A 19,680-nucleotide genomic window follows, 5' to 3' on the forward strand; every position below is an offset into this window, starting at 1 on the left:
GCTCGGGGGCGGGGGACGCGGGCGGGGCTTGAAGAACACGGAGAAGGGACGGAGAAGGGACGGAAGGAAAAAGGGGAGGGGCTGGGGCACTACGGGAGCGGGACGAGCGGATTCGGGTACGAAAGCGGAGAACGCGGCTGTGGGGCGCGCGAACAAGGGATGAGAGACCGGGGGCCGTGCAGTGGTGGGGATAGACAGTTTTCGGTACGGCTACGCCCTCGGCTACTCACCGATGCGACAACTTGCCGGTAACTCAGGTGGGCGAGTTCGTCATCATGTGAGTATTCGGGGCTTCCGGCTCCGTCCTGCGCCCCCGGACGACGAGCACGATGCCCACGGTCGCGAGTACGAGCCCCACTCCGACCGCCCCGGCCGGCGCGGTCCCCGAGAGCAGCGCCAGCCGGTCGCTGTCCGCCGACGCCAGCTCCACCTGCTTGAGCTGGGTCTCCTTGGTGAATTCGACCCGCTTGCTCTCCAGCAGCGTGACGGCGTCCTTCGAGGAGCCCGGCGCGCGCAGCGTCTTCTTCGGGCCGATCGCCGCGTTCATGATGCGCCCGGTGCGCCGGTCCACGACGAGCTCGATGCCGCTGTTGGAGTACCACTCCTCGGCGAGGATCTGCGGTGTACGGGGCTTGCCCACGAGCACGCCGGGCACCTGGCGCACGCCGGTGCGGGTCGGCTCGACCGTCCCCTTGAACAGGTACCCCTCGTACCCCTGCACCCTCTTCCTGCCTGCGTAGTCGAGCCGTACGACGCCGCCGAGGGCGCCGTCCCACCAGCGGTAAGCACGTCTTTCGACATCGAAGGGGAACTTCAGATACGCCTCCCCGTCGAAGGCCGGGGTCTCCTCGCAGCAGTGGACCGGTTCGTTGGTGGACCGGTCGGTCACCCAGCGCTCCACGGTCCACTGGAGGGCGTCGCGCGGGTCGGAGGCGGGCAGGGTTCCCTCGTGGTCGACGGATGTGGAGACGTCCCACACGGCGTTGCCGCTCTTGAGGCTGTCGGCCACGTCCCCGCGCACCTGGCGGGTGATCGTGATCTCCTTGCCTTCGACCGTCTTCACCTTCGAGGTGTCGAAGTAGCTGCCGGTCCCGGTGAAGACCGTGGTGGTGTCGATGTCTATGGGGGTGCGCTTCGCCTGCGGCTGGACATACCAGACGAGCAGGGGCGCGAGTACGAGCAGAAAGACCCCTGCACCCAGCAGAAACAGTGACAGAGGTGAAGCATTGCGGCGCATCCGGGCACTCCTGGGTCGAATCTCTTCGCGGGAGGTGCACGGGCCCCGGGCCGGTCAGCCCTTGATTGGCGTGAACAGTAAGCAAGCCCTTGACGGAATGTCAATGGACTGTCGACACTGTGTGCCAGCCGGAGGGGCCCGGCCATCACGGAGTAGGGATCGACTCCAGCTAGGAGCTGACCCGATCATGCGCAGACTCATCGCCGCTGCCGCCACCACCCTGGTGGCCGCAGCGCTCGCCTTCGGTGCCGCCTTCGGCATCGTGGCCCTGCTCGACGCCACGCCCGAGCAGCCGAACACGCCTTTGATCAGCTACGACACCGCGCCGGCGGGCTCGTGACGCCTCGCGCCTGGCAGGAGGTACCCCGGTCGAAGGTGGAGCGGTTCGCCTCCATCGCCCTGGCCGAGGCACCGGAGATCGCCCAGACGATCCTCACCGAGATCCGGCAGGACTACCCCTACCTCCAGCTGGTCGAGGACGAGTCCGGCGAGCCGATGGCCCTCGTGGGGATCCGTCGCGCCATCGAGGGGTTCGTACGCCACCTCGGCGCAGGCGCCGCCGACCCCCGCGTGCCGCCGGAGGTGTTCCAGGAATTCGGCCGGGGCGAGGGGCTGCACGGCCGCAGCCTCGACTCGCTCCAGGCCATCTACCGGCTCGGGGTCCGGCTCACGTGGCGCAGGTTCGCCGAGATCGGCCAGCAGGTCGACATCGCCGCGCCCGCCATGTACGAGCTGGCCGAATCGGGGTTCGAGTATCTGGACGGCCTCGTGGAACAGTCGGTACTGGGCTACGCCGAGGCGGCGGCCCGCCGCGCCAGCGAACGGCTGCGCCTCCAGCGCCAGCTCATCGACCTCCTGCTGGTGGAGCCCCGCGGCGATTCGGCCAGGATGCTCGCCGAGCGGGCGGCCCGCGTCGGCTGGGAGCTGCCGGAGACCATCGCGGTGGGCGTGCTGATGCGCCCCGCCCGGGAGGCCGTGGCCCCGGCGGTGGGACAGGGGGTTCTGCTGGAGATGGAGAGTGAGCAGCCGCGCATCGTCATCCCCGACCCGGAGACGGCGGGCCGGGCGGACACCCTGCGCCGGGCCACCGCCGGCTGGTCCGGCGCGATCGGCCCGTCGGTGCCGCTGGCCGCGGCGGCGACCTCCCTGCGCTGGGCGGAGACCGCGGTCCAGCTGATCAAGAAGAACCTGCTGCCGCAGGGCGAGGTGCTGCACTGCACCGAGCGCACGGAGGAACTGGTGCTCCTGCCGTCCCGGGAGCTGATCGACGCGGCCGCCCGCCGCTGCCTCGCCCCGCTGGACGGCCTCGGCCCGACCGCGGCGAAGCGGCTTGCCGAGACCCTCCTGGCCTGGATCGAGACGCCCGGCGGCGCGCCCGAGGTGGCCCAGCGCCTCGGCGTCCACCCGCAGACGGCGCGCTACCGGCTGCGCCAGATCCGCGAGCTGTGGGGGGACGCGATCGACGACCCCGACCAGCGCTTCGAGATGCTGCTGGTGCTCCGCTCGCAGCGGCTGAGGGGAGCACCGGCCCAGGGGGCGGGGTAGCGGCCGCCTGCGCGTGCCGGCTCAGACGGGGGTGACGTACGCCCCGGCGATCCCGCCGTCCACCAGGAAGTCCGTCGCGTTGACGAACGAGGAGTCGTCGCTCGCCAGGAACGCCACGGCGGCGGCGATCTCCGTCGGCTCGGCGAACCGGCCGACCGGGATGTGCACCAGCCGCCGTGCGGCCCGCTCCGGGTCCTTGGCGAACAGCTCCCGGAGCAGAGGGGTGTTGACCGGCCCCGGGCAGAGCGCGTTGACGCGGATGCCGTCGCGCGCGAACTGCACCCCCAGTTCACGCGACATCGCCAGCACCCCGCCCTTGGACGCGGTGTACGAGATCTGCGAGGTCGCCGCCCCCATCCGGGCCACGAACGAGGCCGTGTTGATGATGGAGCCCTTGCCCCGGGTGCGCATGTACGGGATGGCGGCCTTGCAGCAGAGGTAGACGGAGGTCAGGTTGACCTCCTGCACCCGGCGCCAGGCCTCGAGGCCGGTCTCCAGGATGGAGTCGTCGTCCGGCGGCGAGATCCCCGCGTTGTTGAACGCGATGTCGACCGAACCGTAGGTGTCGAACGCCGCCTTGAAGAGGGCGTCGACCTGCCCGGCGTCGGTGACGTCGGTACGGACGAAGAGCCCGCCCGCCTCCTCGGCGGCGGCCTTGCCGCTCACCTCGTCCACATCGGCGCAGACGACAAGGGCGCCCTCGGCGGCCAGCCGCCGTACGGTGGCCAGGCCGATGCCGCTGCCGGCTCCGGTGACGACGGCGGCGCGGCCGACCAGGCGGCGGCAGACGGAAGAAGTGTCGTTCATGGTGCTCAGGCCTCCGTGCTGATGAAGATGTTCTTGGTTTCGGTGAAGGCGGCCAGGGCGTCGGGACCGAGCTCACGGCCCAGTCCCGACTGCTTGTAGCCGCCGAACGGGGTCGAATAGCGCACGCTGGAGTGCGAGTTGACGGAGAGATTGCCCGCCCGCAGTCCCTGGCCGACGCGGAGCGCGCGCCCGATGTCCCGGGACCAGACCGATCCGGCCAGCCCGTATTCGGTGGCGTTCGCCAGGCGCAGGGCGTCCTCCTCGCCGTCGAACGGCAGGACCACCGCGACCGGCCCGAAGACCTCCTCGACGGCCACCGGAGCGCCGGCCGCGACCCCGGCGAGCACGGTCGGCGGATACCAGAACCCGGGCCCCTCAGGAGCGTTGCCGAGAATGGCAGTCACGCCGTCGGCTTCCTGTACGCCGTCGGTGAAGCCCCGCACCCGGTCGAGCTGGAGGGCCGAGATGAGTGGTCCCATCTGCGTCTTCTCGTCGGCCGGGTCGCCCACCACCACGGCGGCGACGGCCGGGACGAGCAGCTCCAGGAACCGGTCGTACACGGACCGCTCCACCAGGATCCGGGTCCGGGCGCAGCAGTCCTGGCCCGCGTTGTCGAGGAAGGACATCGGGGTGGCTGCCGCCGCTGCCTCCACATCGGCGTCGGCGAAGACGATGTTCGGGCTCTTGCCGCCGAGTTCCAGGGTGAGGCGCTTCACGCGCTCCGCGCACCGGGTCATGACGTGCTTCCCGGTGCGGGTGGAGCCGGTGAACACGATCTTCGCGACGCCCGGATGGTCCACCAGGGCGCTTCCTGCCACCGGACCCTCACCGGGCAGCACCTGGAACAGCCCCTCGGGAAGACCTGTCTCCAGGGCGAGTTCGGCCAGCCGCAGAGCGGTCAGCGGGGTCGTCTCGGCCGGCTTGAGGAGGACGGCGTTGCCCGCGGCGAGCGCCGGGGCCAGACCCCAGGCGGCGATGGGCATCGGGAAGTTCCAGGGAGCGATGACACCGATGACGCCCAGCGGCTCCAGGATCGTGAAGTCGATGCCGCCCGCCACCGGGATCTGCCGGCCGAGCAGCCGCTCCGCGCCGCCCGCGCTGTAGTCGAGGAGGTCACGCACGTTGCCCGCCTCCCAGCGGGCGTTGCCGATGGTGTGGCCGGCTTCCCGGACCTCCAACTGGGCCAGTTCCTCGATGTGTTCGTCGACGACGACGGCGAAGCGGCGCAGCAGCCTCGCCCGGTCCGCGGGCGCGGTGGCCGCCCAGGGGCGCTGCGCGGCGGCGGCGCGGACGACGGCCGCCTCCACGTCGGCGGCCGAGGCGGCGGGCACGGTGGCGATGACCTCGGCGGTCGCCGGGTTGAGGACATCCAGGGTGGGCTGGGACACGTACGGACCTCGATCGGTAGCGGGGGTGGTCAGAGGCGTTCGAAGGAGCGGCGCAGCTCCCAGTCGGTCACAGCGGAGTCGTAGGCGGTGAGTTCGACCTTCGCCATGTTCAGGTAGTGCGCGACGACCTCCTCGCCGAACGCCTCCTTCGCGATGGGGCTGGCCTCCCACAGCTCGGCCGCCTCGCGCAGGGTCGTCGGCACCTGGTCGTACGCCGCGGTGTAGGCATTGCCCGTACACGCCTGGGGCAACGGCAGCCGGTGCTCGACCCCGTGCAGACCGGCCGCGATCAGCCCGGCCACGGCGAGGTGCGGGTTGACGTCGCCGCCGGGCAGCCGGTTCTCGAAGCGCGTCGATCGGCCGTGGCCGACGACCCGCAGGGCGCAGGTGCGGTTGTCGACGCCCCAGGCGACGGCGGTGGGGGCGAAGGAGCCGGGCTGGAAGCGCTTGTAGGAGTTGATGTTGGGCGCGTAGAGGAGGGAGAAGTCGCGCAGGGCGGCGAGCTGACCGGCCAGGAAGTGGCGCATCAGCTCGGACATGCCGTCCGGGCCGTCGCCGGCCATCACGTTCTCGCCGTTCTCGTCGGTGAGCGAGAGATGGATGTGGCAGGAGTTGCCCTCGCGCTGGTCGTACTTGGCCATGAAGGTCAGCGAGACACCCTCCTGGGCCGCGATCTCCTTCGCGCCGGTCTTGTAGACGGCGTGCTGGTCGCAGGTGGTCAGCGCCTCGTCGTAGCGGAAGACGATCTCGTGCTGGCCGGGATTGCACTCACCCTTGGCGGACTCGACGGTCAGCCCTGCCTGCTGCATCTCGTTGCGGATGCGGCGCAGCAGCGGCTCGATCCGGCTGGTGCCGAGGATCGAGTAGTCGATGTTGTACTGGTTGGCCGGGGTGAGCCCGCGGTAGTCGCGGTCCCAGGCCTCCTCGTAACTGTCCCGGAAGACGATGAACTCCAGCTCCGTGCCGACCTGCGCCGTGTAGCCGAGCGCGGCCAGCCGGTCCAGCTGACGCCGCAGGATCTGGCGTGGCGCCGCGACGACCGGGCTGCCGTCGTGCCAGGCGAGGTCGGCGATCAGGAGCGCGGTGCCCTCGTGCCAGGGGACCGGGCGGAGCGTGGCGGGGTCGGGGACCATGCCGAAGTCGCCGTAGCCGTTCTCCCACGACGACATCGCATAACCGTCGACGGTCCGCATCTCGGTGTCCACGGCCAGCAGGTAGTTGCAGCCCTCGGTACCGTGCTCCAGCACCTCGTCGAGGAAGAAACCGGCCGCGAACCGCTTCCCCTGGAGCCGGCCCTGCATGTCGGGGAAGGCCAGCACCACAGTGTCTATCGACCCGTCCGCGACACGTGAGCGGAGCTCGTCGACGGTGAGCGGGGGTGTGCGGTCTGCCACGGGATTCCTCCTTGGGTGAACCGGGAGGCTTAAGGTATGACAGAGAACCATTGCTTGGGAAGGGAATCCGCGAGTGGTCACCAGAAGGAGAACCGGCGGCACCCCTCCGGTGACGGCGGACACCGCGCCCCGGACCGACCGCGAGGAGACGGCGGCCGGGGAGGCCGCGGAGTTCGGCTCCGGGCCGCCGGTCTCCCTGCTGCGCCCCGTCCGCGCGGGCAACGGCTTCGAGGAGGCCCTCGAGCAGGTCCTGCAGCTGCTCCGCCTCGGCCTCGTCCCGCCCGGCGACCGACTGCCCGCCGAGCGCGAGCTCGCCCAGCACCTGGGGGTCAGCCGGGTGACCCTGCGCGAGGTGCTCAAGGTCCTCCAGGACCAGGGCATGGTGGAGAGCCGGCGCGGCCGCTACGGCGGAACGTTCGTCCTGCCGCGCGCCACCGCCGCCGACGGCAGCGACGAGCTGCGGCGCCGGGTGGCGGCCGTCGACGTGGAGGACACCCTGCGCTTCCGTGAGGTGCTGGAGAGCGGGGCTGCCGGGCTCTGCGCCGACGGGCTCGCGGACGACGGAGCCGCCCGGCTGCGAGCGGCCCTCGAAGCCACCCAGGGCGCCCGGCTGGAGGACTACCGCCGCCAGGACACCCTGCTCCACCTCACCCTCGCCGAACTCTCCGGCTCCCGCTCGCTCGCCGACCGGTACGCCTCCGTGCGCGCCACCCTCAACGAACTCCTGGACTGCATCCCCCTGCTGGTGCGCAACCTGGAGCACTCCCAGCAGCAGCACGCGGCCGTCGTGGAGGCCGTGCTCGACCGGGACGCGGAGGCGGCGCGCGAGATGATGCGCGAACACTGCGCCGGCACGGCGGCGCTGCTGCGGGGCTTCCTGGTCTGAGGCGTCCGGGAACCGGCCTGTACGCCCCGGGGGAGGCGAATCCGTAACCACTCTTTGACGCAGGCCCCTTGCCATGCGCGCAGACGTTCCACAAAGGTGTGCCGACGAACCTTTGATCGAAGCAGTTCCATCGACGACGTCGACAGACATCTGGAGCGCCTCATGGCTCAGGGAACCGAAACACCTGCCGGACCACCCGATTCCGCGGGCCCGGGGGCGAACGGCACGGCCGCGTACCTGCACCGTCGGACCCTGCGCCGGGGCAGCGCGGGCTGGCTGCTGCTGACCGGCCTGGGCGTCGCCTACGTCGTCTCCGGCGACTTCTCGGGCTGGAACATCGGCCTCGCCAAGGGCGGCTTCGGTGGACTCGCGGTGGCCATGGTCCTGATGGGCGTCATGTACGCCTGTCTGGTCTTCGCACTGGCCGAACTCTCCGCCATCCTGCCGACCGCGGGCGGGGGTTACGGCTTCGCCCGGCGCGCGCTCGGCACCTGGGGCGGCTTCCTGACCGGTACGGCCATCCTCATCGAGTACATCCTCGCCCCCGCCGCCATCTCCCTGTTCATCGGCGACTACGTCGAATCGCTCGGCCTGTTCGGGCTGACCTCCGGCTGGCCGGTCTACCTCGCCTGCTTCGCGATCTTCATCGCTATCCACCTCTGGGGCGTCGGCGAGGCCCTCCGCTTCAGCCTGATCGTGACCGCCATCGCGGTGGCCGCCCTGCTGATCTTCGCCGTCGGCGCGTTCACCGAGTTCGACGCGGACCGCCTCAACGACATCCCGGCCGACCCCACCGCCTTCGGCTCCAACTCCTGGCTGCCGTACGGACTCCTCGGCATCTGGGCTGCGTTCCCCTTCGGCATGTGGTTCTTCCTCGGGGTGGAAGGCGTACCGCTCGCCGCCGAGGAGGCCAAGGACCCGGTCCGCTCGATGCCGAAGGCGCTGGCCATCTCGCTCGCCGTGCTGGTCTTCCTGGCCCTCATCACCTTCGTCTCCGCGACCGGCGCCCAGGGCGCCGACGCCATCAAGGAGGCCGGGAACCCGCTCGTGGTCGCCCTGCAGGGCAGCGGAGAGCCGACCGTTCTGAGCCGCTTCGTCAACTACGCGGGCCTCGCGGGCCTGGTGGCCTCCTTCTTCTCCCTCATCTTCGCCGGGTCCCGCCAGCTCTTCGCCCTCTCCCGGGCCGGCTACCTGCCTCGCTTCCTCTCGCTCACCAACCGCCGCAAGTCCCCTTACCTCGGCCTGCTGATCCCCGGCATCATCGGCTTCACCCTGGCCGCCTGGAGCGGCAACGGCGGCCGGATGCTGAACGTCGCCGTCCTCGGGGCGACCATCAGCTACGCCCTGATGGCCCTGTCCCACATCGTGCTGCGCCGCCGCGAGCCGGAACTGCCCCGGCCCTACCGCACCCCGGGCGGCGCGCGTACCTCGTCGGTCGCCTTCGTCCTGGCATGCTCGGCGCTGGTGGCGACCTTCCTGGTGGACCGGGACGCGGCGTTCATCGCGCTCGGTGTGTACGTGGTGGCGCTCGCCTACTTCGCCTTCTACAGCCGCCACCGGCTGGTCGCGGCGGCTCCGGAGGAGGAGTTCGCCGCACTGGCGGCGGCGGAGGCCGAACTCAGGCGCGACTGAAGGCGTTGCCGTCCCACGGGCCGCCACGGGCCGCCACGAGACAACCGAAGGAGCCGTTCCATGTCCCGGCCCGTCATCGGCATCAGCACATACCAGGACCCGGCACGCTGGGGCGTCTGGGAGATGCCCGCGGTGCTCCTGCCCGCCGCCTACCCCCGCCTGGTCCGGGCGGCGGGCGGACTCGCGGTGCTGCTGCCGCCGGACGAGGCCGTGGACGCGGCCCGGGAGACCGTGGCCGCCCTGGACGGGGTGGTGATCGCCGGGGGAGCGGACGTCGAGCCGGCACGTTACGGCGCCACTGCCGACCCCCGTACGGGACCTCCGGCCCGCGAGCGCGACGCCTGGGAACTCGCCCTGATCGAGGCGGCGATCGAGCTCCACGTGCCCCTGCTGGGCATCTGCCGGGGCATGCAGCTGCTGAACGTCGCCCTCGGTGGCACCCTGCACCAGCACCTGGACGGCCACACCGGCGGCCACGCCGTCTTCGGCGGCCACCCGGTGGACCCCGTGCCCGGCACGGCGTACGCGGCGGCCGTCCCGGAGCGGACCACGGTGCCCGCCTACCACCACCAGGCCGTCGACCGCCTGGGCACCGGCCTGATCGCCTCCGCCCACGCCCCCGACGGCACGGTGGAGGCGCTGGAACTCCCGGGCCGAGAGAGCCTGGTGCTCGGCGTCCAGTGGCACCCGGAGATGGGCGACGACCCCCGCGTCATGGCCGCCCTCGTCGACGCGGCCCGCCGCCGCTCGCGCGTGTCAGCGCCGGGTGTCGGGCAGCTGGGATGATCCGGTGCCGGGAGTCCCGTGACCGGGTCCCGAGAAGCCGGGGCTGGTGAAGTCGGGGCCGGCGTAGGCGGGCGGGGTGAAGCGCGAGCCGCCGGGCGCCGCCCCCGGCCCCGCCTCGGCGAGCTCCCCGAGCAGGAACGGGCGGATCGCCTTGTCCCGCAGGGCGGTGCGCCAGGTCTCCCGGGCGCGGTCGAGGTCGGCCGCACGGTTCACCCCGGGCGGTGAGCCGGGCGCCGGCCGGAGGGCGGCGGTGCGGTAGACGGCGACGAGGCTGATCAGGGCGGTGGCCGCCGCGATGGCCAGACTGACCCAGCCGACCCGGACGAGGGTGTCGGCCAGGGCCGCCATGCTGCCGGTCAGGCGGAGCCCGTATCCCAGCAGGAGGAAGGTCGCCGCGGCGACGGCGGCGAGGATCGGGGTCAGCACCCCGAGGACCGCCAGGGCTCCGGCGCCCGGCCGCTCCTGGTGCCCCGGCCCCGACAGGGGAGCAGGGCCACCGTCGCCGCGCCGGCCGTGCAGCTCGCGCCGCAGGGCGGTGTACGCCCGGTACTCCGCCGCGTGGGCGTGGACCGTTTCCGGGGCCGCGGCCAGAGCCCGGATGCGCAACTGACCGCTGCTGACGCCGGATCGCTCCAGCAGCCGCAAGATCTCCGCCGAGGCGAGCACCTCGTCGAGCACCCTCGCGTAGTCGGATCTGTCCTCGTCCCCGAGCCGGGAAGGCGTGCCCATACTGTTCCTCGATCGATGTGTCGCTGTGGGGGCCGCAGGGCCTCCGCAGAAGTGCTGCGGCCCCCGAGCCGTGGTGACGGCGCTGCTACAGGTGCTGGGCGACGGCGGGCATCAGGTCCTGGAAGGTGCGCCCGTCGGCCGCGGCGCCGATGGCGGTCATCTGCCACCCCGAACCGGCCCGCTGGACCTTGGCCATGATCTGCGCGGTGTGCCGCCCGCCGCCGGTCAGGGTGTACCGCGCCAGCTCCTGTCCGGTGCTCTCGTCGACCAGACGGCAGAAGGCGGCCTCGACCTCCTCGAAGGTCTGGCCGGTGAACGAGTTCACCGTGAAGATGATCTGGTCGACCTGGACGGGCACGCGCCGCAGGTCGACGACGATGGACTCGTCGTCGCCGCCCTCGCCCGCACCGCCGACCCGGTTGTCGCCGGTGTGCTGGACCGAACCGTCGTCGCTGGTGAGGTGCTGGAAGAAGACCACGTCCTGGGGGTCCTTGCCCGCGAAGAGCACGGCCGAGGCGTCCAGGTCGATGTCGCGGGCGGTGAGCCGGGCCAGGAAGCCCTTGCGGGGCGCGGACTTCCAGCCCAGCCCCATCCGTACGACGCCGAGTTCGCCGCCGCCGGACTTGGTGAGGCTGACCTGCTGGCCCTTGGAGAGGTTGATCGTCATGTTTCCGCCTTCGATGACTTCGGTGAGGTGGTGTGTCCGGGCCGGTGGAGCGAGGCCGGGGACCGGTGAGGTCAGAGACCGACGCCGAAGTCGGCGACGATGCCGCTCAGCCCGGAGGCGTAACCCTGCCCGACCGCACGGAACTTCCACTCGGCGCCGTGCCGGTACAGCTCGCCGAAGACCATCGCCGTCTCGGTGGAGGCGTCCTCGCTGAGGTCGTAACGGGCGATCTCCGCGCCGCCCGCCTGGTTCACCACGCGGATGTAGGCGTTGCGGACCTGGCCGAAGCTCTGGCCGCGGCCCTCCGCGTCATGGATCGAGACCGGGAACACGATCTTGGCGACGGGCGCCGGTACCGCGGAGAGGTCGACCTTCACGATCTCGTCGTCCCCCTCGCCCTCACCGGTGAGGTTGTCGCCGGTGTGCTCGACCGAGCCGTCCGGGCTCTTGAGGTTGTTGTAGAAGACGAAGTGCTGGTCGGAGAGGACCTTGCCCGACTCGTCGCAGAGCAGCGCGCTCGCGTCGAGGTCGTAGTCGGTGCCGGTGGTCGTACGGACGTCCCAGCCGAGGCCCACGAGAATCGCGGTCAGCCCCGGAGCCTCCTTGGTCAGCGAGACATTTCCGCCCTTGGCCAGGCTCACGCCCATGGTGTTCTCCCTTGTGTCGTGACGGTGCGGCCACTCTGCGGCACCCCCGCAAAATCTACAACACTGTAGATTTTCCGGACCCGGTGGGAAGCCGTCGGCGGTGTCACCCGAGGGCCGGCGGCTGGATACGATCTCCCGGCGCCCGGCGGATGAACGGCAGGGACCGGGCAGCAGAGGGAAGCAGAGCGAGAGGGGAGCCGGACGGTGGACACCGAAGGAGCCGGTGACGAACGGGAATCGCCTGCCCGCAGGCGGGGCCAGGGCGAGCTGGAGGCCCAGGTGCTGTCCGTGCTGGGCGAGGCGACCGAACCGGTGACCGCCGCCTGGGTGCTTCAGCGGCTCGGCAGCGGCCTGTCGTACAGCACCGTCATCACCATCCTGACCCGGCTGCACGCCAAGCAGGCCGTCACCCGGACCGGGCCGGGGCGCCCCGTCCTGTGGCAGTCCGTGGCGAACGAGGCCGGCCTCGCCGCGCTGCGGATGCGCCGCCTCCTCGACAAGCAGAGCGACCGGGACGCGGTGCTCTCCAGCTTCGTCTCCGTCCTGTCGGCGGACGACGAGGAGCTGCTGCGCTCGCTGCTCGCGGAGAGCGGCCCGGGGGGCGGCCCCGGCGGCCCCGGTGGACCCGGCGCGGCGCCGACGGACCGGCCGGAGGGCTGACGATGGGCGTCTTCGTGTATCTGCCCCTGGTCCTGCCCCTGACCGCGCTGCCGATCGCACGGCTGGCCGAGCAGCACCTGCACCCACGGAGAGCCGCACGCCTGCTGACCACCGTCGCCGTGATCCTCGCCTCCTGCAGCCTGCTCTGTCTCGGACTGCTGGTGGTGGTCGGCACCGCGCAGCTGCCCGGCAACCCGCTGCCCGACGGCTGGTCCGACGAAGAGGTGCGGGACGCCGTCCCGCAGGACGCCTTCGCCGGCAAGGCGTCCATCCTCGCGCTCGTCGCCGTCACGGTGGCCTGCGGCTTCACCGTCCACCGCCACTACCGCTTCCGCGCCCGTGCCCACCGCACGCTCGCCCGCCTGCCGGGTGGGGGTGACCTCGCCGTCCTGCCCGACGACGTGCCGTACGCCTACGCGCTGCCCGGCTCCCCGGGCCGGGTCATGGTCTCCACCGCCATGCTCGCCGCCCTGGACCCGGCGGAGCGCCGGGCGCTGCTCGCCCACGAACGGGCCCATCTGGACGGCCGCCACCACCGGCTGCTGCTCGCGACCCGGCTGGCCGGGTGTGTCAACCCGCTGCTGCGGCCACTGCGGGCGGCCCTCGTCTACTCCACGGAGCGCTGGGCGGACGAGGAGGCGGCCCGGGTCACCGGCGACCGCAGGCTGACGGCCCGCGCGGTCGGCAAGGCGGCGCTCATCTCCGCTCCCGGCCCCGCTGCCGCCGCAGCGGCGGGCTTCGCCGCCGCGGGCCCGGTGCCCCGCAGGGTTGCCGCGCTGCTGGGCCCGGTGCCGCCGGACCGGGGCTGGCCGCCCGCGCTCACCCCGGCCGGCGCCGCGGCGTTCGTCGCCGCCGCCGGTACCACCGTCTCGGCGCTCTCCGCGCTCAACGCGGCCGTCGCGCTCTTCCTCGTGCTGGAGGCGGCGACGACGCCGCTGTAGGTCCTGGCCGGGACGAGGCCGCCGCGAGCCCGGCCCACCGCAATGCCGGCGGGGCCGGGGGAGTTCTCGCAGCCCCCCGGACCTGCCTGCTGGAATCCGGCCACACCGGCACCAGGGCCTTGCCGTTCTCCGGGCGGCCCCCGACGGCTCTCCGTGCGCCCGACGGCGCCTTGGAGGGGGCGCCTCAGGGAGCGGTGTCGCGCTCGGCCGTCTCCCCGCGGATCACGCGAGGAGACGGCTGGGGCGCGCCGCCGTCCCCGTGCTTGAGCGCCTGCTTCTCGCTCTTGAGGATGCGCGCGGCCTTTCCGGCCGACCGCACGAGATCGGGAAGCCGTTTCACGGCCAGCACCGCCACGATCACCAGGAGAAGGAGAGTGAGCTCACCGATTCCGAACATGGTTGCTGCTTTCTCTGGAGCGGACTGGACGAGGAGTCATCCGGATCCCTGACGGGCCGGCAGAAGGCAATCTACAGGGCTGTAGAGCATGAGTTCACAGGTGATGGTCCTGCTCTCCGACCCGCTGCCGGACGTGGTGCGCATGGCGGTGAGGACACTCGGCCGGGACTCGGGCAGGAGCACGTGAGCGGACCTAGGGCCCGGGCGCGGGAGAGTCCTAGTCCCCGTCCTCCCGCTCCGCCGCCCCAGCGACCTGGTGCAGCGTCCGTCCCGTACGGGCGGACCGGGCGTGGTACGGGTCCGGCGAGCCGGGTCGATCGCGCACGGCGAGGCGGTCGTCGGCCTTGATCAGCAGCCATGCCTCCTGGCCGCCGCTCTCCGGCTCGTCGCCCACCCGAAAGCGGGTGAGCGCGAACTCGCCGTGCAGTTTGGACCCGTGGAGCCAGAACGTGGCATGGCCGAGGGCGAGCGACTCCGCGAAGGGGACGGCCTCGCCCTCCCCGTCGTGGCCCAGTGGCTCGTAGGTCCCCTGGTCCCAGACGATGACCGTGCCGCTGCCGGACTCGCCCTGCGGGATGACTCCCTCGAACTCGCGGTACTCCAGTGGGTGGTCCTCCGTCTCGACGGCGAGGCGGCGGTCGCTCGGATTCTCCGACGGGCCGCGGGGGACCGCCCAGGACTTGAGTACGCCGTCGACCTCCAGGCGGAAGTCGAAGTGCATGCGCCGCGCGTCATGGATCTGCACGACGAAATGAGGCCGCGGTACGCCGTCGAGACGGGGCCGCGGTACGCCGTCGTTCCGCATGCCGTGCTCCCTCCGCTCGCACCACCCGGTCGCGCCACGCCGGCCGGTGCGGTCCGGCCGCGCCGCCGGGTCGGTCATTCCACTCTGCCGCCGCCCGGAGCGAACCGCACGGCGGGACCCACTGCCTTCGTGCGCATATGCCGCTGGCGCAGTCCGTTCGCTCTCCGGTCCGGACCAGGTTGTTGACGGCTCCTGCGGCGCTCCCTTAAATCAAGGATTGAAATATGCGCCCGAGGTGTTCGCCCCAACCGTTCACCTCTCGGTGTCGATCTGTCATGCACCTGCCCCCCACGAAGTGATGTGATGACCGTGCGCCTTCCGCGCCACGCCGTACGTACCCAAGACCCAGGCACCGCCGCCGTACGCCCCCGCTCCCGGCGCCGCCGCACCGCGCTCTACGCGGCCTCCCTGCTCTGCTGCTCCGCCGTCCTCGCCACCCTGCCCGGCGGCGCCTCCGCGGCCCCCGGATCCGCCCCCGCCCCCGGCCCGGCGGCCCTCTCCTTCGAGGACGACTTCGACGGACCGGCCGGCGCGGCCGTCGACGGCTCCAAGTGGCAGCTGGAGACCGGCGACAACGTCAACAACCACGAGCGGCAGTTCTACACCGGGGGCAACGACAACGCCGCCCTCGACGGCCAGGGCAACCTGGTGATCACCGCCCGTAAGGAGAACCCCGGCGACTACCGGTGTTGGTACGGCACCTGCGAGTACACCTCCGCCCGGCTCAACACGGCGGGCAGGTTCGCCGCCGCCTACGGGCACGTCGAGGCCAGGATCAAGGTCCCGCGCGGGCAGGGCATGTGGCCCGCGTTCTGGATGCTGGGCGACGACTTCGGCAACGTCGGCTGGCCGCAGAGCGGTGAGATCGACGTGATGGAGAACGTCGGCTTCGAGCCCGGCACCGTCCACGGCACCCTGCACGGACCCGGCTACTCCGGCGCCGAGGGCGTCGGCGCCGGGTACACCCTGCCGAACGGGGCCGTGTTCGCCGACGACTTCCACACCTTCGCCGTCGACTGGGCGCCGGACTCCATCACCTGGTCCGTCGACGGCAACGTCTTCCAGCGGCGCACCCCCGCCGACCTGGGCGGCAACGAGTGGGTGTTCAACAAGCCCTTCTTCCTCATCCTCAACCTCGCGGTCGGCGGCTCCTGGCCCGGGGACCCCGACGGCTCCACCGTCTTCCCGGCACAACTCGTCGTCGACTACGTCCGCGTGACCGCCAACGGCTGACCACCGACGACTGGTGGCGGTCCGCACGGACGAGGGACGCGATCCGCCGGCGCCTTCTCGGCTTCCAGGGCGGCCCGCGGCGGTGGGCGGCGGAACAGGTGCTCCTGCCGCCGCCCACCGGACCCGGAAAGCGGAATAGCATGATCCTCATGGAACAGCGCACACTCGGCAGGACCGGCCGTGACGTCTCGGTCGTCGGACAGGGCACCTGGCAGCTCGGAGGCGACTGGGGAGAGGTCGAGGAGAGCGACGCCTTCGACGTCCTCGACGCGGCCGTCGACTCCGGCGTCACCTTCTTCGACACCGCGGACGTGTACGGGGACGGCCGCAGCGAACAGCTCATCGGCCGCTACCTCAAGAACCGTCCCGACGCGGACGTCTTCGTCGCCACCAAGATGGGCCGCCGCGCCGACCAGGTGGCGGAGAACTACGTCCTGGACAACTTCCGTACCTGGAACGACCGTTCCCGCGCCAACCTCGGGACCGACACACTCGACCTCGTACAACTGCACTGCCCGCCCAGCGGCGTCTACTCCTCCGACGCCGTCTACGACGCCCTGGACACCCTTGTCGACGAGCAGCGGATCGCCGCCTACGCGGTGAGCGTCGAGACCTGCGCCGAGGCGCTGACCGCCATCGCCCGGCCCGGCGTCGCGAGCGTGCAGATCATCCTCAACCCGTTCCGCCTCAAGCCGTTGGACGAGGTCCTTCCGGCGGCCGCCGCGGCGGGCGTCGGCATCATCGCGCGCGTCCCGCTCGCCTCCGGACTGCTCTCCGGCAAGTACACCAAGGACACGGTCTTCGGCCCCGACGACCACCGTACGTACAACCGGCACGGCGAGGCGTTCGACCAGGGCGAGACGTTCTCCGGCATCGACTACGCGACCGGGATCGAGGCCGCGGCCGAGTTCGCCGAACTGGCCCCCGAGGGCGCCACCCCCGCCCAGACCGCGCTGCGCTGGATCGTCCAGCAGCCGGGCGTCACCAGCGTCATCCCCGGCGCACGCTCGGTGGAACAGGCCCGCGCCAACGCGGCGGCCGCCTCCCTGCCGCCGCTGCCGCAGTCCACGCTTGACGCCGTACGGGAGCTGTACGACCGGTCGATCCGCGCGGAGGTCCACGACCGCTGGTGACCGGCGGCCGGGCGAGCGGGACTCAGTCGTCCTGCTCGTCCCCCTCCTCCTCTTCCCGCTGCTGCCCCTGCTGTACCGGCTGCTGTCCGCCGTCCTGGACCTCCTGTGAGGCCGGGCCGGATGAGGGACCGGGGGCGGGGGTGTCGGCCGAGCTGGAGTCCGGCGAGAACAGGATCATGCCCAGATAGACGGCCGCCAGGAACGTCGCCGTCCCCGCGATGGCGCTCGCCACCCTCGGACGCCGCCGGATCGCCTCCCGCGTACTGCGGCGCCGGGCCGGTGCCGGACGGGACGTGGTGGAGCGTCTCCGCCCCGTGGGCTGCGGCAGCCGGTACGTGGAAGGGCCCACGGGGGCGGCCGGGGCCGACGGAGAAGGGGCGTGGGAGGGGGCGGCCCGGCGCGACGCGGGCTTCGGCATCGGGAGCGGCTCCGGGCGGCCGCGCCAGGCGTCGGTGCGGAACCAGTCGGATACCTGCTGCGCGGTGGGCCGCTCCTCGGGCTTCTTGGCCAGCAGGCCGAGGAGATACGAGTCGAAGGCGGCCGAGATGTCCACACCGCGCTGCCGCAGCGGGACCGGCGGGGTGTCGACATGCTGGTACAGCGTGGCGGTAGCGGTGTCGGACTTGAACGGCGGCTGTCCGAGGAGCAGTTGGTAGACGACGCAGCCCAGTGAGTACATGTCGGACGCGGAGTCCGCCGTACGTCCCAGAGCCCGCTCGGGCGCCAGATAGAGGCTGGTGCCCACGATGTGACCGGCCGTCGTCAGCGCCGTCGACGGGTCGTCGACGAACTGGGCGATGCCGAAGTCGCCGATCTTCACCGAACCGTCCGCGTCCAGCATGAGGTTGCCCGGCTTGATGTCCCGGTGGACGATGCCCTGGCGGTGCGCGGCGGCGAGTCCGGCCGCCGCTTGTTCCGCGATCCGCGCGACCTGCTCGGGACGGACTCGCTCCTGGGAGGCCAGCAGATCACCGAGACTCTGCCCCTCGACCAGCTCCATCACCAGGAAGAAGCGGTCCTCCCAGGCCCCGAAGTCGAAGACGGCCACCAGGTGCGGGTGGCTCAGCCGGGCGGCCGTCTGGGCCTCCAGCCGGAACCGGGCGGTCGACGAGGCGTCCGCCTGGTCCCCCAGCAGCAGCTTCACGGCCACGGCACGGCCCAGCACCTCGTCCGCGGCGCGCCAGACCTCGCCCATGCCGCCACGGCCGATGGGGGATATCAACCGGTACCGACCAGCTACCAGCACCTGTTCACCTAACTCGAATCGTGGCCCGCTCCGACTGCCGGTCCATCGCGCGGCGGCCTGTCCCCTGAGGGACCCTGCACGGCGGAGTGAACGACATGATCAGGATATCGGTCCGCGGAGCCGCCGATGCCCCGAAGGCCCTCCGCCGAGGTGCGGCTGACGGCCCGGCACGTCAGGATCCGGTGCGGGGCCCCGCCTCGCCCCGCAGCCAGCCGTACGCGGCCTCTGCCGAGAAAGCCGACTGCCCCCGCAGCCAGCCGTACGCGGCCTCTGCCGAGAAAGCCGACTGCCCCCGCAGCCAGCCGTACGCGGCCTCTGCCGAGAAAGCCGACTGCCCGCCCGCGAACAGCAGATCCGCGGCCTTGAACGCCGGGTCGGCGGCCGTCGCGGGCACATAGGGGATCGCGATGCACCGCATCCCCGCCGCACGGGCCGCCGCGGCCCCCGGCGGCGCGTCCTCCAGCACCACGCACCGCGCCGGCTCCGCCCGCATCCGCCGGGCCGTCTCCAGGAACACGTCGGGTTCCGGCTTCCCGTGCGCGACCTCCTCGGCGGACACACATGGAGGCCGGATCGCGGGATCATGGCCTCCAGCATGCCGCAACGGACCCGGTCCCGGCCGGGGCGCCCGGGTGGCCCGCCTCAGCCGGCCTGGCCGCCCGCCGCCCGCCCCACGGATTCGACCAGTGGCAGCACCCGGTGCGCCACCCGCTCGCGCAGCGCCACGTCCGTCCGGGTCCGGACCACACCCGGCAGCTGGATCAGCCGCTGGATCACGTCCTCCAGGTGACCGTTGTCCCGGGCCACGACCCGGGTCAGCAGATCCCCGCCACCGGTGGTCGAGAACGCCTCGATGATCTCGGGAACGGCCGCCAGCGCGTCACCGACCTCGACCAGGTGCCCCTGGGTGACCTCCAGGTGGACGAAGGCGAGGACGGGATGGCCGAGGGCGGCGGGGGAGATGGCCGGCCCCGTACCGGTGATGACCCCGTCCCGCTCCAGCCGGTCGAGCCGGGCCTGCAGAGTGCCGCGGGCCACCCCGAGGATGCGCGCGTACTCCCGCACGCTGGTACGCGGCTGCTCGATCAGCAGCCGCAGGATCCGGGTGTCGAGAGCGTCCACGGCCATGGTCCGTCAGCCTCCTTCTGGTCCGTCCGATGCGTCCCGACTGTACCGATGGCCCAGCACGTGTCCCCCATGCGAAGGAAGTGGGGGCTGAGGACCCGATTCATTTCCCCGGCCGACGTCGCCGAACTCCTGGTGAAGAGTTGATTACGCACTCCGGCTGGACCCAACGTCGGCAATCTGACCCAAACGTGTCGATCCTGGTGGGGGCGTATGCCGGTGCTCGGTCGGTCAATTCGACTAAATGATGGTGAACGCCCCTATCCCGGTCCATGGATGTGGCCGTATAAGCTCGTGACGTTCTGTGTGCACTGTGTAAAGCTCCTGCGGTGGCAAGGTGAAGGTCCTTGCCGCTCATGAGGAGTTGATGTGTCGAAATCTCTACGCAGGCGCTGGTGGAACAGCACCGCCCTGTCTGTACG

General features: G+C 71.7%; 20 protein-coding genes and 1 pseudogene. 9 read left to right on the forward strand and 12 right to left on the reverse strand.

Annotated features, from left to right (window positions below; translation table 11 throughout):
- Window positions 1-253 precede the first annotated feature (253 nt).
- Window positions 254-1,237 carry a DUF3068 domain-containing protein gene (locus ABZ154_RS05605; RefSeq protein ID WP_356829326.1) on the reverse strand — a complete coding sequence of 328 codons (984 nt, stop codon included), beginning with the start codon at window positions 1,235-1,237 and terminating at the stop codon, window positions 254-256.
- 187 nt (window positions 1,238-1,424) lie between these two features.
- Here ABZ154_RS05605 and ABZ154_RS05610 point away from each other — a divergent pair, with 187 nt between their 5' ends.
- Both ABZ154_RS05610 and ABZ154_RS05615 read left to right on the forward strand, forming a co-directional pair.
- Window positions 1,425-1,577: a hypothetical protein gene (locus ABZ154_RS05610; RefSeq protein ID WP_356750899.1), complete on the forward strand. Its 153-nt coding sequence runs from the start codon at window positions 1,425-1,427 to the stop codon at window positions 1,575-1,577.
- Window positions 1,574-2,782 (forward strand): helix-turn-helix domain-containing protein, encoded by a 1,209-nt coding sequence (locus ABZ154_RS05615; RefSeq protein ID WP_356829328.1) that lies wholly within the window; start codon window positions 1,574-1,576, stop codon window positions 2,780-2,782. The genes ABZ154_RS05610 and ABZ154_RS05615 overlap by 4 nt, the downstream gene beginning before the upstream one ends.
- Before the next feature lie 21 nt (window positions 2,783-2,803).
- Here the strand turns inward: ABZ154_RS05615 and ABZ154_RS05620 are convergent, their stop codons facing one another.
- From ABZ154_RS05620 to ABZ154_RS05630, 3 genes are read right to left on the reverse strand one after another with little or no spacing between them, the layout of a single operon-like run.
- Window positions 2,804-3,589 carry a 3-oxoacyl-ACP reductase gene (locus ABZ154_RS05620; RefSeq protein ID WP_356829330.1) on the reverse strand — a complete coding sequence of 262 codons (786 nt, stop codon included), beginning with the start codon at window positions 3,587-3,589 and terminating at the stop codon, window positions 2,804-2,806.
- A 5-nt stretch (window positions 3,590-3,594) separates the two neighbouring features.
- Window positions 3,595-4,977 carry an aldehyde dehydrogenase family protein gene (locus tag ABZ154_RS05625; protein WP_356829332.1) on the reverse strand — a complete coding sequence of 461 codons (1,383 nt, stop codon included), beginning with the start codon at window positions 4,975-4,977 and terminating at the stop codon, window positions 3,595-3,597.
- Window positions 4,978-5,006: 29 nt separating this feature from the next.
- Window positions 5,007-6,371, reverse strand: a complete 1,365-nt coding sequence (locus tag ABZ154_RS05630; protein WP_356829334.1) for a glutamine synthetase family protein — start codon at window positions 6,369-6,371, stop codon at window positions 5,007-5,009.
- Window positions 6,372-6,567: 196 nt separating this feature from the next.
- Here ABZ154_RS05630 and ABZ154_RS05635 point away from each other — a divergent pair, with 196 nt between their 5' ends.
- From ABZ154_RS05635 to ABZ154_RS05645, 3 genes are all read left to right on the forward strand, one after another.
- Window positions 6,568-7,257 (forward strand): FCD domain-containing protein, encoded by a 690-nt coding sequence (locus tag ABZ154_RS05635; protein ID WP_356829419.1) that lies wholly within the window; start codon window positions 6,568-6,570, stop codon window positions 7,255-7,257.
- 162 nt (window positions 7,258-7,419) lie between these two features.
- Window positions 7,420-8,889 carry an ethanolamine permease gene (eat, locus tag ABZ154_RS05640; RefSeq protein WP_356829336.1) on the forward strand — a complete coding sequence of 490 codons (1,470 nt, stop codon included), beginning with the start codon at window positions 7,420-7,422 and terminating at the stop codon, window positions 8,887-8,889.
- A gap of 60 nt (window positions 8,890-8,949) precedes the next feature.
- On the forward strand, window positions 8,950-9,675 hold the full coding sequence (locus ABZ154_RS05645) for a gamma-glutamyl-gamma-aminobutyrate hydrolase family protein (RefSeq protein WP_356829338.1): 726 nt from the start codon (window positions 8,950-8,952) through the stop codon (window positions 9,673-9,675).
- On the opposite strand, the gene ABZ154_RS05650 is transcribed toward ABZ154_RS05645, so the two are convergent.
- From ABZ154_RS05650 to ABZ154_RS05660, 3 genes are all read right to left on the reverse strand, one after another.
- Entirely contained in the window at window positions 9,646-10,404 is a 759-nt protein-coding gene (locus ABZ154_RS05650; protein ID WP_356829340.1) for a hypothetical protein, read from the reverse strand. The two genes, ABZ154_RS05645 and ABZ154_RS05650, sit on opposite strands and share 30 nt — an antisense overlap.
- Before the next feature lie 85 nt (window positions 10,405-10,489).
- A complete protein-coding gene (locus ABZ154_RS05655; RefSeq protein ID WP_327216936.1) occupies window positions 10,490-11,071 on the reverse strand; it encodes a TerD family protein in 582 nt (193 codons plus the stop codon).
- A 71-nt stretch (window positions 11,072-11,142) separates the two neighbouring features.
- On the reverse strand, window positions 11,143-11,718 hold the full coding sequence (locus tag ABZ154_RS05660; RefSeq protein ID WP_356829342.1) for a TerD family protein: 576 nt from the start codon (window positions 11,716-11,718) through the stop codon (window positions 11,143-11,145).
- 204 nt (window positions 11,719-11,922) lie between these two features.
- Here ABZ154_RS05660 and ABZ154_RS05665 point away from each other — a divergent pair, with 204 nt between their 5' ends.
- Window positions 11,923-12,378, forward strand: a complete 456-nt coding sequence (locus tag ABZ154_RS05665) for a BlaI/MecI/CopY family transcriptional regulator (protein WP_356829344.1) — start codon at window positions 11,923-11,925, stop codon at window positions 12,376-12,378.
- Between the two features lie 2 nt (window positions 12,379-12,380).
- Window positions 12,381-13,319, forward strand: coding sequence for a M56 family metallopeptidase (locus ABZ154_RS05670; RefSeq protein ID WP_356829346.1), 939 nt, complete (start codon window positions 12,381-12,383; stop codon window positions 13,317-13,319).
- 184 nt (window positions 13,320-13,503) lie between these two features.
- On the opposite strand, the gene ABZ154_RS05675 is transcribed toward ABZ154_RS05670, so the two are convergent.
- On the reverse strand, window positions 13,504-13,716 hold the full coding sequence (locus ABZ154_RS05675) for a twin-arginine translocase TatA/TatE family subunit (RefSeq protein WP_356829348.1): 213 nt from the start codon (window positions 13,714-13,716) through the stop codon (window positions 13,504-13,506).
- Window positions 13,717-13,933: 217 nt separating this feature from the next.
- Window positions 13,934-14,521 carry a DNA polymerase ligase N-terminal domain-containing protein gene (locus tag ABZ154_RS05680; protein ID WP_356829350.1) on the reverse strand — a complete coding sequence of 196 codons (588 nt, stop codon included), beginning with the start codon at window positions 14,519-14,521 and terminating at the stop codon, window positions 13,934-13,936.
- A 303-nt stretch (window positions 14,522-14,824) separates the two neighbouring features.
- Here ABZ154_RS05680 and ABZ154_RS05685 point away from each other — a divergent pair, with 303 nt between their 5' ends.
- Window positions 14,825-15,754 (forward strand): glycoside hydrolase family 16 protein, encoded by a 930-nt coding sequence (locus ABZ154_RS05685; protein ID WP_356829352.1) that lies wholly within the window; start codon window positions 14,825-14,827, stop codon window positions 15,752-15,754.
- A gap of 140 nt (window positions 15,755-15,894) precedes the next feature.
- Entirely contained in the window at window positions 15,895-16,887 is a 993-nt protein-coding gene (locus tag ABZ154_RS05690; RefSeq protein WP_356829354.1) for an aldo/keto reductase, read from the forward strand.
- A 22-nt stretch (window positions 16,888-16,909) separates the two neighbouring features.
- Here ABZ154_RS05690 and ABZ154_RS05695 read toward each other — a convergent pair whose 3' ends face one another.
- From ABZ154_RS05695 to ABZ154_RS05705, 3 genes and pseudogenes are all read right to left on the reverse strand, one after another.
- The gene (locus tag ABZ154_RS05695; protein WP_356829421.1) at window positions 16,910-18,082 is read right to left on the reverse strand and encodes a serine/threonine-protein kinase; all 1,173 of its coding nucleotides are present in this window, start codon (window positions 18,080-18,082) and stop codon (window positions 16,910-16,912) included.
- A 340-nt stretch (window positions 18,083-18,422) separates the two neighbouring features.
- Window positions 18,423-18,692 (reverse strand): annotated as a pseudogene (locus ABZ154_RS05700) (HAD-IA family hydrolase); the annotation flags it as partial.
- A gap of 83 nt (window positions 18,693-18,775) precedes the next feature.
- Window positions 18,776-19,261, reverse strand: coding sequence for an Lrp/AsnC family transcriptional regulator (locus tag ABZ154_RS05705; RefSeq protein WP_356829356.1), 486 nt, complete (start codon window positions 19,259-19,261; stop codon window positions 18,776-18,778).
- Between the last annotated feature and the right edge of the window lie 419 nt (window positions 19,262-19,680).

It is taken from the genome of Streptomyces sp. NPDC006261 (genome assembly GCF_040613515.1).
Taxonomy (GTDB): Bacteria; Actinomycetota; Actinomycetes; order Streptomycetales; family Streptomycetaceae; genus Streptomyces.